General features: G+C 58.6%; 10 protein-coding genes and 1 pseudogene. 5 read left to right on the plus strand and 6 right to left on the minus strand.

Features of this window, described 5'->3' with window-relative positions; genetic code table 11:
- Window positions 1-140 precede the first annotated feature (140 nt).
- The 3 genes from BLO51_RS19930 to BLO51_RS19940 form a co-directional block, all read right to left on the minus strand.
- A complete protein-coding gene (locus BLO51_RS19930; protein WP_090674661.1) occupies window positions 141-5,999 on the minus strand; it encodes a WIAG-tail domain in 5,859 nt (1,952 codons plus the stop codon).
- Window positions 6,000-6,215: 216 nt separating this feature from the next.
- Window positions 6,216-7,367: a glycosyltransferase family 4 protein gene (locus BLO51_RS19935; RefSeq protein WP_090674663.1), complete on the minus strand. Its 1,152-nt coding sequence runs from the start codon at window positions 7,365-7,367 to the stop codon at window positions 6,216-6,218.
- A gap of 146 nt (window positions 7,368-7,513) precedes the next feature.
- Window positions 7,514-8,092: a DNA-3-methyladenine glycosylase I gene (locus BLO51_RS19940; RefSeq protein WP_090674665.1), complete on the minus strand. Its 579-nt coding sequence runs from the start codon at window positions 8,090-8,092 to the stop codon at window positions 7,514-7,516.
- Window positions 8,093-8,246: 154 nt separating this feature from the next.
- On the opposite strand from BLO51_RS19940, the gene BLO51_RS19945 reads away from it, so the two are divergent.
- The 5 genes and pseudogenes from BLO51_RS19945 to BLO51_RS19965 all read left to right on the plus strand — a co-directional run bounded on the left by BLO51_RS19945 (window position 8,247) and on the right by BLO51_RS19965 (window position 11,242).
- Complete coding sequence (locus BLO51_RS19945) at window positions 8,247-8,453, plus strand: EcsC family protein (RefSeq protein WP_425415820.1); 207 nt, start codon at window positions 8,247-8,249, stop codon at window positions 8,451-8,453.
- Window positions 8,454-8,476: 23 nt separating this feature from the next.
- Window positions 8,477-8,827: pseudogene (locus BLO51_RS19950) on the plus strand (cupin domain-containing protein).
- A gap of 103 nt (window positions 8,828-8,930) precedes the next feature.
- Window positions 8,931-9,743 carry a lipase family protein gene (locus BLO51_RS19955; RefSeq protein ID WP_167670268.1) on the plus strand — a complete coding sequence of 271 codons (813 nt, stop codon included), beginning with the start codon at window positions 8,931-8,933 and terminating at the stop codon, window positions 9,741-9,743.
- Window positions 9,744-9,928: 185 nt separating this feature from the next.
- Window positions 9,929-10,378: a MarR family winged helix-turn-helix transcriptional regulator gene (locus BLO51_RS19960; protein WP_090674668.1), complete on the plus strand. Its 450-nt coding sequence runs from the start codon at window positions 9,929-9,931 to the stop codon at window positions 10,376-10,378.
- An 87-nt stretch (window positions 10,379-10,465) separates the two neighbouring features.
- Window positions 10,466-11,242 carry a pirin family protein gene (locus BLO51_RS19965; RefSeq protein ID WP_090674669.1) on the plus strand — a complete coding sequence of 259 codons (777 nt, stop codon included), beginning with the start codon at window positions 10,466-10,468 and terminating at the stop codon, window positions 11,240-11,242.
- A 122-nt stretch (window positions 11,243-11,364) separates the two neighbouring features.
- Here the strand turns inward: BLO51_RS19965 and BLO51_RS19970 are convergent, their stop codons facing one another.
- From BLO51_RS19970 to BLO51_RS28725, 3 genes are all read right to left on the minus strand, one after another.
- Entirely contained in the window at window positions 11,365-13,014 is a 1,650-nt protein-coding gene (locus BLO51_RS19970) for a b(o/a)3-type cytochrome-c oxidase subunit 1 (RefSeq protein WP_090674671.1), read from the minus strand.
- 129 nt (window positions 13,015-13,143) lie between these two features.
- Window positions 13,144-13,614: a cytochrome c oxidase subunit II gene (locus tag BLO51_RS19975; protein ID WP_090674672.1), complete on the minus strand. Its 471-nt coding sequence runs from the start codon at window positions 13,612-13,614 to the stop codon at window positions 13,144-13,146.
- A 46-nt stretch (window positions 13,615-13,660) separates the two neighbouring features.
- The gene (locus BLO51_RS28725) at window positions 13,661-13,834 is read right to left on the minus strand and encodes a cytochrome c oxidase subunit 2A (RefSeq protein WP_143006931.1); all 174 of its coding nucleotides are present in this window, start codon (window positions 13,832-13,834) and stop codon (window positions 13,661-13,663) included.
- Between the last annotated feature and the right edge of the window lie 307 nt (window positions 13,835-14,141).

The raw sequence follows: 14,141 nt of genomic DNA on the forward strand, positions 1-14,141 counted from the left end.
AACTTTTATACGAATGGGGCCGAAAAATAGTTTCGCAGACGAGGGTCAGGTCAAAAAATATCCCCCGCAAAGCTCCGGCTTCAAAGCCGCTGCTCTACGGGGGTGTACAGTCTTCCTTGAGGAAAACATGGCCGTTTCAATTACTCGTTCGCCGCTCCGATCGCAATCCAGTTGACCACTCCTTGCAGCTCTGACGAATCCTTGGAACGGACCACTTCCAAAATAGCGCCGTCGGGCTCCTTTTGTTGAATAACGGCGTACGTGTTCGTCTGATTTGTCGAAGCTACCAGTACATAGCTGTTGTCCGCAAAAGGCCGGTCAAATATCAGCACGACTTCCGTCAGTTCGTCTTCGAGGCTTAGCAGGAACGGACTCATCCCGAACTGCTGCACCGTCGTCCGGACGCCAACCGTCTGCACCGGCTGGAAGGACAAATGCTCCGGCGTGACTGCTCCGGCCGCCAGATGCTCCGTCCCGACGCTTCCCGGCTGCAGTTGGCTGACCTCCGGGACGTCGGCTTCCGGATGTCGTGCAGCCACTTCGTCTGATGGGAGACGCAGCGTGCTAATTCGGATCTTCGCTGGCTCCGGCTCAAGCTCAGTTACTACGACTTCCTCCAAATCCAGAACAATTGCTGCTTCATCCGCTTCCAGTGTTTCGGTTTCGCTCTGGATGCAGCTATCTTCCGTTTCGCCGCTAGGATCGAATCGATCCGGATCGCTGACCATGTGGGCGACATCTTCCCACGCTTCCTCAGCGGACCGCCTGTTCAGTAGCGCCTGCAGCGACGGTTCCAAATGAATGAAGGAAATCGTGCCCGGCAGCAGATGATAGCCTGAGATCGTCTCCTGTTTGATGTGCAGCCCGTCGACCGACTCGACGCACAAATGATTCGACGTCACCGAACGCAGAGCCAGCTTCTCCGACGTCACGGCTTGCGCCTGCAGCTTCGCTTCACCTACGGCTCCCGCCGCAAGCTGCTCTGCGCCCACCGAGCCTTCGGCCAGATGCTGGCCGCGTACAGCACCTTCCGCAAGGTGCAGGGCCATCACCGCGCCCCCTGTCAGATGTCGGCTTCGCACCGACTCTTCCGCTAGGTGCAGGGCCGTCACCGCGCCTTCCGCCAGCTTCTCCGACGTCACAGCTTGCGCCTGCAGCTTCGCTTCACCTACGGCTTTCGCCGCAAGCTGTTCTGCGCCCACCGAGCCTTCGGCCAGATGCTGAGCGTGTACTGCACCTTCGGCAAGGTGCAGGGCCATCACTGCGCCTTCCGCCAGCTTCTCCGACGTCACCGCTTGCGCCCGCAATTGCGCTTCGCCTACGGCTTCCGCCGCAAGCTGTTCCGTGCCTACTGCGCCTTCGGCAAGTTTCTCCGCTGTTACTGCCTGCGCCCGCAGCTGCGCTTCACCTACGGCTTCCGCTGCAAGCTGTTCTGAGCCCACCACGCCTTCGGCCAGATGCCGGCCTTGAACTGCGCCTTCCGCTAGGTGCAGCTCCGTAACCGCACCTTCCGCCAGCTTCTCCGACGTCACCGCTTGCGCCCGCAGTTGCGCTTCACCTACGGCTTCCGCCGCAAGCTGTTCCGTGCCTACTACACCTTCGGCCAAATGCCGGCCTTGAACCGCACCTTCCGCTAGGTGCAGCTCCGTAACCGCACCTTCCGCCAGCTTCTCCGACGTCACCGCTTGCGCCCGCAGTTGCGCTTCACCTACGGCTTCCGCCGCAAGCTGTTCCGTGCCTACTACACCTTCGGCCAAATGCCGGCCTTGAACCGCACCTTCCGCTAGGTGCAGCTCCGTAACCGCACTTTCCGCCAGCTTCCCCGACGTCACCGCCTGCGCCCGCAGTTGCGCTTCGCCTACGGCTCCCACCGCCAGCTGTTCCGTGCCTACCGCGCCTGCCGCAAGCTTCTCCGACGTCACCGCTTGCGCCCGCAGTTGCGCTTCACCTACGGCTTCCGCCGCAAGCTGCTCTGTACCTACTGCGCCGTCGGCCAAATGCCGGCCTTGAACCGCACCTGCCGCTAGGTGCAGGGCTAATACCGCGCCTGCCGCAAGCTTCTCCGATGTCACGGCCTCCGCCTGCAATTGCGCTTCACCTACGGCTTCCGCCGCAAGCTGTTCCGCGCCCACCGCGCCTTCGGAAAGATGCCGGCCTTCAACCGCACCTGCCGCAAGATGCAGGGCCAATACCGCGCCTTCCGCCAGCTTCTCCGACGTCACCGCCTTCGCCTGCAATTGCGCTTCACCTACGGCTTCCGCCGCAAGCTGTTCTGCGCCCACCGCGCCTTCTGAAAGATGCCGGCCTTCAACCGCGCCTGCCGCAAGATGCAGGGCCAATACCGCGCCTTCCGCCAGCTTCTCCGACGTCACGGCCTCTGCCTGCAATTGCGCTTCGCCTACGGCTTCCGCCGCCAGCTGTTCCGTGCCCACCGCGCCTTCGGACAAGTGCTGGCCGCGTACTGCCCTTTCCGCTAGGTGCAGGGCCAATACCGCGCCTCCTGCAAGATGCCGGCTTCGCACGGACTCTTCCGCTAGGTGCAGGGGTGTCACCGCGCCTTCTGCCAAACGGCTGCCGTCCACCGCTCCCTCTACGAGGTGCTGCGTTGTGACCGCGCCTTCCCCCAGATGCCGGCCGCGCACAGCCTTTTCTTCAAGGTGCAGCGCCGTCACTGCACCTGCCGTCAGATGCCGGCCGCGAACCGACTCTTCCGCGAGGTGCAGTGTCGTGACTGCGCCTGCCGCCAGCTTTTCTGACGTTACCGCCACCGCCGCCAACTGCTCCTCGCCCACCGCGCCTGGCGCTAGATGTGCCGTCGTTACGGCCTCCGCCGCCAAGCGGCTTGCGTCGACCGCTCCCTCTGCGAGGTGCCGCACCGTCACCGCGCCTTCCGCCAGCTTCTCCGACGTCACCGCCTGCGCCTGCAATTGCGCTTCGCCTACGGCCTCCGCCGCCAATTGCTCCGCGCTTACCACGCCTGCCGTTAGATGCGCCGTCGTCACGGAGCCCTCCGCCAAGCGGCTGCCGTCCACCGCTCCCTCTGCGAGGTGCCTCGTCTTCACCGCGCCTTCCGCCAGCTTCCCCGACGTTACGGCTTCCGCCTGCAGCTGCGTTTCGCCTACGGCTTCCGCCGCCAACTGCTCCGCGCCCACTGCGCCCGGCTTCAGATGTAGCGCCGCCACGGACTCCTCTGCCAAGCGGCTGCCGTCCACCGCGCCTTCTGCGAGATGCTGCGCCGTGACTGCGCCTGCCGCCAGCTTCTCTGACGTCACCGCCTGCGCCTGCAGCTGCGTTTCGCCTACGGCTTCCTCCGCCAGATGCTCCGCGCCTACAGCGCCCGGCTTCAGATGAAGCGCCATCACCGAACGCAGCGCCAACTTTCCCGACGTCACCGCCTGCGCCTGCAGCTGCGTTTCCCCCACGGCTTCCGCCGCCAATTGCTCCGCGCCTACAGCGCCCGGCGCCAGATGCAGCGACGTCACGGACTCCTCCGCCAAGTGGCTGCCGTCCACCGCGCTTTCCGCCAGATGGCGGCCACGGACCGCCCCGTCCGCAAGGTGCTGCGCCGTCACCTCGCCTTCCGCCAGCTTCTCCGATGTCACCGCGCCCGCCGTCAAGTGGTTGCCGCTCACCGCACCTTCCGCCAAATGCGGACCACGGACCGCGCCCTCCGTCAGGTGCCGCGTCATGACTGCGCCTTCCGCCAGCTTCTCCGACGTTACCGACCTCGCCTGCAGCTGCGCTTCGCCCACGGCCTCCGCCGTCAGATGCTCCGCTCCGACCGCGTTCGGCGTCAAATGCGCCGCCGTTACGGACTCCTCCGCCAAGCGGCTGCCGTCCACCGCGCTTTCCGCCAAATGCAGCCCGTGCACCGCTCCCTCCGCAAGGTGCAGCGCCGTCACTGCGCCTTCCGCCAGCTTCGCCGTCGTCACGGCCTGCGCTTGCAGCTGTTCAGCGCCCACCGCTCCGTTCCCCAGATGCTCTGCGCCAACCGCGCCTGTCGTTAGATGCGCCGACGTCACGGACCCTTCTGCCAGACGGCTGCCGTCGACCGCGCCTTCCACCAGATGCGAACCTCGCACCGCTCCCTCCGTCAGGTGCGGCGCCATTACCGCGCCGGGCATCAGATGCTTCGCCGTCACCACGCCCGCAGCCAAGCGGCTGCCGTCTACCGCTCCCTCCACCAAATGCGAGCCTCGCACCGCTCCCTCCGTAAGGTGCAGCGCCGTCACCGCGTTTTCCGCCAGCTTCTCCGACGTTACCGCGCCGTCTTCCAGCTTGTCGCGGGTGACGGCGCCGGTAACAATCTGGTGCGTTTTCACGGACGCTTTGCCGAGATGCGCATTTTGAATCGCACCGAAGGCCACATGCTCCGCCTGCACCGATTCCTTGCCCAGCTTCTCCGAGGTTACGCTTGCGGAAGCCAGCTTCGCCGTCGTCACAGCCAGATTGGTCAGCTTGTCGGTCGATACCGACTCACCGGACAGCTTGGAGGTGGTGACACTGTGTTTCGCCAGATGCGTAGTTTGTACCGCACCCTCCTGCAAGTGATGGGTCAGCACCGCAGCCCCGGCCAGCTTCTCAGATGTGACGGCCCGGTCCTGCAGCTTCTCCGCCGTGATCGAGCGCTCTTGCAGATGATCCGGACCGACGGCCAAAGATGCAATGTGCGCGGCTTGCACGGCCTTGTCGGTCAAATGCAGCGAATTGACGGCGTTTTCTGCCAGATGCTCGCTGAATACCGATTTTTTCGCCAGCTTCCGCGAGGTAACGGTTTGTTCGCCCAACTTCTCGGAGGTGACGGACGAATCCGACAACTGCGGCGTGCCGACGCTGTAAAGCGCCAGTTTATCCGTTGTCACCGCATGGACGGACAAGTGACGGCCTTCCACCGCCCCGTGCTGCAGGTGTCGGCTTTCAATCGCCCTTTCCTGCACATGCAGCCCCTGCACCGCTTCCTTGGACAATTTGGCGGAAGTCACAGCTCCGTCCTTCAGATGAACGTTCTGCACCGCATCTTCCGTCAGGTGACTTGCGTCGATCTGCTTCGACGAAATATTGACTCCCCGGATTAATCCCGGCGTCAAATGATCGTGCAGTACCGAATTCAATTTCAAATGCTCGGAAGCCACACTCCAAGGCGCCAGCTTATCCTCCGTGACCGACTGATGGGCCAGCTTCTCGGCACCAATTTCTCCATCAACCAGCTTGGCGGATGTAATTGAAAAATCGCGCAGCTTTTCCGTCGTAACCGCGCCTTCCAGTAGTTTTGACGAATTGATCGCTCCGTTGGCCAAATGAATCGTGTTAATCGAGCCGCTTCTGATTTTATCCGACGTGATCGACTGCTGTTGAATCAGCTCCCCGGTAATCGCTTCGTCGGCAAAATGCTTCGTATAAATCGATTTTTCGGCAATTTTCATCCCATCGATCGTCTTATCCGCCAGCTTCTCCGAAGTAATGCTGTTGTCCTGAAGCTTCTCCCCGCTGATCGCACGGTCTTGAATTTTTTCCGTGGAGATGGAGGCCGAAGCAAGGTGATCCGATGTCACCGACTGATAAGCAAGCTTTTGCATCGTGACGCTCCGGTCCGCCAGTTTGGTGCTGTCGACCGCATAGTCGGTCAGATTGTCCCGACCGACGCTATTTCGCTTGATCCGGGTGCCGTCGACGGAGTAACGCGCGATTTTCTCCGTCGTTACCGACTCATCGGCCAAATCGTCCGTGTACACGGCGGATCCTGGCGCCAACCGCGGTTTGGCTTCCCCTTCGACTGCCCGGGGAGCGTCCGTAACCGCATGCGATTCGGCAACCTTTTGATTTTTTCTTTCCTCAACGACTGAGTGACCGATGTCGTCGATTTCATCTTCAATGTCAGCTCGCTGCCTCACGTTTCGCGGCTTGTCATCAAGCCACTTGAGCTCATCGATATACGAGTCCATGCGCTTGCTGCGCATCGGTCTGCTTGGGCCGTTAATCCGGCGGTTTTCTCGTTTCATATCAGATCCTCCCATATGGTGTAATGCCTTGGTCGGCCATACTGGAAATCAACGCTAGTGGATACTTGTAACATATGCATGCACCCAGAAGGAAGTCATTCGCCCGGCGAAAAATGGGCATGCGCTCAAGAAAGCCGAGGCGTTTTTTGCTCGTTTAAGCATTGAAGCCATGAACCACCGATCTGCGAAGAACGCAAAAAAAACAGGCGGCATCGTTCACCACCCGTTGTAAAGCGTAAGCCACCGCTCCGCCATCCGCTCCCATGTAAATAGCTGCTGCACCCGCTCTACACTTTGCTCCCCCATGCAGCGGGCTTCGTCCTCGTTTTGCAGCAGGGAGATTACCGCTGGCGCAAGGCCGCTCTCCAGAGCGTCCGGCTCCACAGTTATTCCGGTAACGCCCTCCTCGACAATTTCCGGCATCCCTCCGGCGCGGGTAGCGACGACCGGGACGCCCGCAGCCATCGCTTCCACATTGACGAGACCGAACGCCTCGCGGCGGGCGGACGGAACGACGAGGACATCGGCCAAACGAAACCAGTCGTCCACTTCGCCGTGCGGAACATATGGAACGAAGCGCACATGCTTACTCAGCGGCACGCTCGCCCTCCGAAGCCGTCTCACATAGGGGGTAAGCCGCTTCGAGCCGTAATAAGCCCCGCCCACCACAAGCAGCATCGCATCCGGCACCCTACCCACAATCTCGGGCATCGCCGCCAGCAAACGATGCACGCCTTTGATCGGAATGAGGCGGCCAACATACAGAATGATTTTGCGGTCCTGCAGACCGAGCCTGCACAACAGTGCCTCCCGCTTGGCCGCCCCTTCGGGAGACCAGCGGGAAATAAAACGGTCCGGATCGACCCCAAGATGATTGACGAAAATTTTGGCTTTGACACGCGGGTCTCTGCGCACCATTTCGTCCTTCAGGTAATGGCTGTTCACCACGATCCGGTCCGCCGCAGCGAGACAACGCCGCAGCTCGGGCCTCCGGATATGGGGCTTGGAGACGAACATAACGGAATGCAGCGACAGCCACACCTCCGCGTCCGGATGCCTTCGCTTGAGAAACCGGGCGAAGCGCGGGCGGTTCTCCACCTGAATGACCTTCGGCCGCAGCTTTCTCAGCTTGCGGCTGACGCCCTCTACATAGCGGCGGGGCGAAGCGGCGGGCACACGCTTGTAGAGGACGCCTTCGCGAATTTCGGTCCGGCGGAGCGTCCGGCCCCGCCGCCCGATCACCGCCAGCCGGACGTGCTTCTGCAGGCGGCGGACGACTTGTTCCACGACCAGTTCAACGGAGCTGCTGTTGCCTGAAGGAATGACGAATGAACCCGGCGTCACGAAGACGACATCACGCTCTTTCATGGAGCAGCCCCCCCGCGATCTTTTTAGCAGTATATTCTTGGCGCTGTGGATGTGGATAGGCTGGAGTTGTCCGGGCCGTAGTTTGGGCTGTTTGAATTTTGCCGCGCAGGGCCTCATCATAAAGAACGAACTAGCGAATATCCAGATTAATCCGCCCCGGCTTCAGAAAGCTCCGCAAACCGGAAGCAATCGACCGTATGGTCCATCACCATGCCGGTCGCCTGCATAAACGCATAGCAGATCGTCGAGCCGACAAAGGTGAAGCCGCGCTTCTTCAGCTCCTTGCTCATCGCATCCGATTCCGGCGTGCTGGCCGGGACGTCCTTCAGGCTCTGCCAGCGGTTGCGGATCGTATCGCCGCCGACGAACTGCCAAATGTAGCGGTCGAAGCTGCCGAACTCCTCCTGCACCGCGAGAAAAGCCTTCGCGTTCGTCACGGCGGCGCGCATTTTGAGCCGGTTGCGAATCAGGCCCGGATCACCGAGCAGCTCGTCCAATTTGGCATCGTCGTAAGCGGCTACCGCCTTGGGATCGAAGCCGTCGAACGCCTCCCGGTACCGGTCTCTTTTTTTGAGCACCGTATACCAGCTCAGTCCCGCCTGTGCCCCTTCCAGGATCAGCATTTCAAACAGCTTCCAGTCGTCATGAACGGGAACTCCCCATTCCTTATCGTGATAGTCGATATATAAAGGGTCTTCGTTACACCAGCCACAGCGGCATGTCATAGGACACTTCCCCTCTCCTTTTTCCCTAAACTATACCACATTATTGCAACACCGTTTGTCACCGTTTTACACTTCGATCGGATTGAAATCCTTTCGATGCTCGTACGTATCAAGTATAATATCGGATATTACGCGACGTACAGACGCTTCGCACATGGCATATCCGAACCCGGCGCAGTTGCAGCAGGAATACCACGATACGATCGATTTCCGCAAATTGCTGCAGCTTGTTCCCAGCATCGGCGCCGTCGTGGGAGCATGGGCCAACTACGGCCTGCTTGAGGAGCTGGAGCAAGCCGGCATGAACTGCTACCGCCGGCGCTGGCTGGATGAGGCGGAGGAGAACGGCGGGACAATTTAAGTTGAGGGAGAGGAACGATAACCATGAAAATCAGCAAAGCGAATGCACCGCATTATATTTGGGGCGGCCAATGCGACGGCTGACATCTGGTTCAGCAGCCTGAGCTGAGCGTCATTCACGAGCGGATGCCTCCGCATACGACCGAGGTCCGGCATTACCATAAGCAGGCGCGCCAATTGTTTTTCGTGCTGACGGGGACGGCCGAGCTGGAGGTGGACGGCGAGCTCCATACCCTCGGTCCGCAGGAAGGCTGCGAGGTGCCGCCGGGTGTGCCGCATCAGATGAAGAACGTTTCCTCCGGCGATGTCGAGTTTCTTGTCGTCTCACACCCGCAGACCCGGGGAGACCGGGTGGAAGCGCCGCCCTTGGCGTAGCTGAACGAGGACTAGCCCGCTGCCCTCTCCTTGCTCCCCCGTTTCACTGCCGGAGGCGCCGGAATACACTATACGACCGATTCCAATGTTAGGAGCATGTCGAATGAACATAGCTTCCAACCGGGCCATCCTGCTGGCCGCTATCGTGTATCAGGCCATCCGGCAGTACAACAATAACGGATCGTTCGAGCTGCCCCCCGGGTATAAGCTGGCCGCCGTCCTGGGCAAAAAGAAGTTTCCTTACCTCGGATTCATTCTTGAGTCCAAGCAATCGATCGTCATCGCACTCCGCGGCACGGCGGCTGTATCCGAATTGAAGATAGATTTGCAGTTCGATCAAATTCCGTTCCCTTTTGTACGCAACGCCGGACTGACGCACCGCGGTATTACGGAGCTGTACGCATCCGTGCTCCGCAAGCCGATTATGCGCTTTTTGAACAAAGCTTCCCCTCAAAAAAGACTGTATTTGGCCGGCCACAGTATCGGCGGCTCGCTAGTTACGCTGTGCGCGCTCGACCTCGTCTTTCACACTCCCTTCAAACAGCCCGTAGTCTACACGTTCGGAGCCCCGAAGGTCGGTAATCCTGATTTTGTCCGTCGGTTTAACCGCCGAATTAACCACAGCACCCACGTTGCCAACCGGTACGATCTCGTGCCGCTGCTGCCCCTCTCCTTCGGCAAAACCGTATACCGGCATGTCCGGTACCGTTACGTGATCCGCTTCCAAAACAAAGGCCTGCTGGGAAGCCATTCGATTAAAAGCTACTACAACGAGTTGATGCGCCGGAGCGCAGGCCGTAGCCGTCCATACTACGTCTCCGACAAGCAGAGACCAACTAGCGGCCCGAATCCAAGGGAAAAAGCGAAGCCTTTGCTTAGCTCATTCATCACTTTCCCAACAAACTCAAAGCCCTAACCGGTTTTGCTTTTTTACTTGACAATCATCTTAAAAGGTATTATCTTAAACTTAAGACAAAACAGTCGCTATCAACCATTCACTCCGAACTTCTAAAACAATCTAACTCAGGTATGTATTGCCGCTCAGGAATGAGGAATACTGATTGCAGGCTCATCGTGCGGCAGCGAAAGGAGTTGCGAACGTTGAACGCAGAGAACAACCGGGACGAATCGCTGCATTTGTTCATTGTGCTTTCCCGGGCGTGCGAATGGGTCACGGCCCATGCCCACCGGGACATCCGCCGGTACGGCTTGAATCCGACCGAATATGCGGTGCTGGAGCTGCTGTATCATAAGGGCTCCCAGCCTTTGCAGCAGATCGGCGGCAAAATTTTGATGACCAGCGGCAACATCACCTATGTCGTAGACAAGCTGGAACAAAAGGGGCTTGTCGCTCGAAAGCCGTGCCCGGAAGACCGCCGGGTCAGTTTCGCGCAAATTACGGAGAAAGGCAAAGCATTTCTGGACGAAGCGTTCCCGCAGCACCGCAAAGCGATCGAAGCTGCGGTCGCCGGTTTGAGCGCCGAGGAGAAGCGCCAAGCGATCGGCCTGCTTAAGAAGCTCGGGATCGCTGCGCAGGAAAGCTTCAAATAGTGGGTTGCCTCCGGCGAACCCGCAGCGCATATCTTAATATTGAGATTTTCCCTAGCCCAAACTAAGCTTATTTAGGAGGTTATTTTGATGCAAATCATGATCTATCCCCCCACGATGCAAGGAACCGGAGCCTTTGATGGAGGCCGGATTACGGAGCAGAAGCCGATCGGATTTCCCGGCGAACGATCGATAGTCAAGCGGGTCGGTCCGCTGTTTTATTGGGCGTGGGCTTTCGCCGCGGAGGAAGGCTATATCGGGTCTCACCCCCATCAAGCGTTCGAGATCATCACGTATGTTCTTGCCGGCAAAGCGGAGCATGGCGACTCGCTCGGCACGCGAAGCGTTGTCGGGCCTGGCGGCGCGCAGGTCATGCAGACCGGGTCGGGCGTGTCCCACGAAGAGCGGTTTATCGGCCCGGATATGGAAGGCTTCCAAATCTGGTTCGAGCCGGAGCTGAATGAAGCGCTGAAACGGAAGCCGACTTATCGCCAGTTTGACCATGAGGCGTTTCCGGAGGAAGCCGGAGAAGGATTCGTACGCAAAACGGTCATCGGCGACGGATCGCCGATCGAGCTCGTCGCGGACGCCAAAATGTGGGATTTGACGCTGGAGCCCGGCGCCGTCTACCGGCACGTCATTCCGGCAGGCCGGACGTTAACGGCTCTCGCCGTCCTCGGAAGCGGAGCTTGGACGAACGCTTCGGCCGAAGACGCGGTCACTCCGTTCCGGCACAAAGATTTCATGCTGCTCGGGGCAGGCGCCGACACGAACGTGTCGCTTCAAGCTGCGGACGGCGAACCGCTGCGGATCATGCTGATCGAGGTTCCTACCACCGTCGATTACCCGCTTTACCCGAAACGATAATTGTACGTTAGCAGCCCGGCGGCCGAGCGCCGGGCTTTTTGAGCGCAAAAAAAAGGGCCTCCGCCGGCCCATGGCCGTGTCGGAGGCAAAAGAGAGAAAATGGAGGAATAGAGTATCGAATATTACCAGGTCTTGAATCCTTTCGAGCCAACGCTGGCATTCGAAATAATATCCATGACCGGTACGGAGTAAGCTACAAGAATAAGGACAACCACCACACCGACCCATACGCCCCAGCGCTCGAAGATGGCCGGCGCTTTTTCCGCCGCTTCGCTCGCTTCCGCGATCGGGAACTCGGTTTCCCCTTTCGGGGCGCTGAGCAGCATGACGACGTTAATGATCATCATGACGACGCCGATGAACAAGATCGTGCCGCCGACGGCCATCGCCACATGGTATGGCATCCAGCCTAACGCGTCCGGGCTATCCTGATACGTGGTAAACGCGGTCCGGCGGGGCGACCCGAACAGACCGACCGTATGCATCGCGCCCGACATGAAGAACATGCCGACCAGCCACACGATCGTTTGGATAATCCCCATCCGGTGCATGAGCGGCGTCATTTCCCGCCCCAGCATCGCCGGGATCAGCCAATAGGTGATGCCAAAGAAGGTCAGCGCCACGCTCGTTGCCACCGTCAGATGGAAGTGGCCGGTTACCCACAGCGTGTTGTGAATGATCGCGTTCAGCTCGTGGCTGGCGTTAATCAGTCCCCCGGCTCCGGCCGGGATGAAGACCAGCATCCCCATAAACGGAGCGAAGAAGCGGACGTCTTTCCATGGCAGCTTCTTCAGCCAGCCGAACAGCCCTTTCGCGCCGACGGAGCGGCCGTGCATCTCAAAGGAGGCGAACAGCGAGAACGCCGTCATCAGCGACGGAATAACGACCATGAACGTCAGAACGACCTGCACGAATTTCCAGACGTTCGAGATTCCCGGTTCCATGAGCTGATGGTGGAAGCCGACCGGAATCGAGAAGAGCAGAAACATGATGAACGACAAGCGGGCAAGCGCATCGCTGAACAATTTGCCGCCAATCACCTTCGGAATGACGACATACCAGCACATATAAGCAGGCAATAGCCAGAAGTAAACAAGCGGATGGCCGAAATACCAGAATAGCGTCCGGCTCAATACGACGTTGACCGTATCGACCCAACCGAGCGACCACGGGATAAGCTGGAACAATACCTCGATTGCGACGCCCAGCGTTGCGATAACCCACATCAGCATCGTCACGACGGCCATAAACGTAAAGAGCGGGGTCGTTTCGCCGCGGTGCGTTCTTTTCCAATAGCGGTAATTGATGAAGATGCCGAAGCCGCTCATCCAGCTCCCGACGACGACGAACACCAGCGCGATGTAAAACGCGGGCGATGCTTTAAGCGGAGCATAGAACGTGTACAGCACCGTCGCCCGGTTCAGCAAAATTTCAACTGTGGCTATCGACGTTCCGAGCGTCATCAGGCCGAAGCCGAGCCAGCCGAGATTGCGGGCGATCGGCAGCAAGTGGCCTCCAAGCGTACGGGCCACCCCCGCATATAAAAAGCCGATGATAAAATAAGTGGTGAAGATGAGCGCCATCAAGACGCCGTGCGCCGTCAGCAGCTGGTAATAGCCGATGCCCATCGGCAGCGCAAGCATTCCCCCGCGGACGAGCCCTTGCATAACGCCGGCAACGCCGCCGAGTAACAACGCGAAGAAAGCGAACAAAATATGGGCGAGTACCAAGGCCGAATCGCGCCGATCGAAGCTTTTCAGATTTTGAATCATAGGATACGCTCCTTTAATTGCGGACCAGGCAAGACATTCCGGTGAAGGAATCGGCTCGCTTCCGCCTTCACAAATTGTGATAGTTTTCACAATATAAAATGTTGCGGTTCTTTCAGCGACCGTGCGCGCCTATTTTACGATGATTTTCATCATCATGACTTCGTGCGCCGCGCCGCAGTATTCGTTACACAATACCAGGTACTCCCCCGGCTTATCGAACGTATACGAAAGATGGTTCACCTCGCCCGGTATGGCCATCATGTTGATCGTCGTTCCGTTCACTTGAAACCCGTGCACGACATCGGAGCTGGTCACTTGAAAGCGAACCTTCGACCCCGCCGGAATTTCCAACTTATCGGGATTGTAGCCGAAAGCGAAAGCAATCAAAATCGCTTCGTACTCTTTGTCGCCAATTTGGCGAAGCCCCGGGTTATCGAACGGCGGTGTTGTACTCAGCGTCTCCGGGTTTACCGTATGCCGGTGATCGCCCGGCGGCTCCATCCCTAATGCAAACGCTCCCACTCCAACGACGCTTAAAAACAAGACTAACATGGAAATCCCGAAAATAAGCCAAATTTTTTCCAAACGATGAATATACATAATCCTTCAACTCCTTCAATCTCTGTTTCGTTCCCCGTTTACGATTTTACCCCCTGACCAAGAACAATACGAAGACCCCGATCCAACTTAGCAGTAGAAACAATCCGAGCAGCATGACGGAAGCGAACGTGCCTCTCAAGCCTTCCTCTTCGTTCTTTTGTTTGACAACCGGCGTTTCCCCTTGATGCGTTTGGGGCACGGCGTTGTGTGGTTTAGCCATCTCATTCCCTCCCCTTGTGCGGGACATCTTATGTCCTTATTGTAGAGGTCCGGGACCAAAAGGCTCTATGATTTAAATCACTTCGAAAGTCGAGGATTTTTGAACGTTTTATGGACGAAAAAGACGAAAATCGTCGAACCTGCTTCCGGCTGTGACGAAATTCGATGACGGTCTGATTTTGTTTATTTATTCTCAAATTGTAAGGATAAGGGAGACGCCTTTGATGGCTTTGTTTTTGATGATATTCGCTTGAAATTGCTGCTCGACGTGCTGTACCCTTAAAGATAAGGGAATTTCGACGTTGTCA

The sequence above is a fragment of the Paenibacillus tianmuensis genome, assembly GCF_900100345.1.
Lineage (GTDB): Bacteria > Bacillota > Bacilli > Paenibacillales > NBRC-103111 > Paenibacillus_G > Paenibacillus_G tianmuensis.

What these genes read in the sequence shown, in the direction of transcription:
- BLO51_RS19930 (WP_090674661.1), bottom strand. Translation starts at nt 5,999, where the DNA reads ATGAAACGAGAAAACCGCCGGATTAACGGCCCAAGCAGACCGATGCGC.
- BLO51_RS19935 (WP_090674663.1), bottom strand. Translation starts at nt 7,367, where the DNA reads ATGAAAGAGCGTGATGTCGTCTTCGTGACGCCGGGTTCATTCGTCATT.
- BLO51_RS19940 (WP_090674665.1), bottom strand. Translation starts at nt 8,092, where the DNA reads ATGACATGCCGCTGTGGCTGGTGTAACGAAGACCCTTTATATATCGAC.
- BLO51_RS19945 (WP_425415820.1), top strand. Translation starts at nt 8,247, where the DNA reads ATGGCATATCCGAACCCGGCGCAGTTGCAGCAGGAATACCACGATACG.
- BLO51_RS19955 (WP_167670268.1), top strand. Translation starts at nt 8,931, where the DNA reads ATGAACATAGCTTCCAACCGGGCCATCCTGCTGGCCGCTATCGTGTAT.
- BLO51_RS19965 (WP_090674669.1), top strand. Translation starts at nt 10,466, where the DNA reads ATGCAAATCATGATCTATCCCCCCACGATGCAAGGAACCGGAGCCTTT.
- BLO51_RS19970 (WP_090674671.1), bottom strand. Translation starts at nt 13,014, where the DNA reads ATGATTCAAAATCTGAAAAGCTTCGATCGGCGCGATTCGGCCTTGGTA.
- BLO51_RS19975 (WP_090674672.1), bottom strand. Translation starts at nt 13,614, where the DNA reads ATGTATATTCATCGTTTGGAAAAAATTTGGCTTATTTTCGGGATTTCC.
- BLO51_RS28725 (WP_143006931.1), bottom strand. Translation starts at nt 13,834, where the DNA reads ATGGCTAAACCACACAACGCCGTGCCCCAAACGCATCAAGGGGAAACG.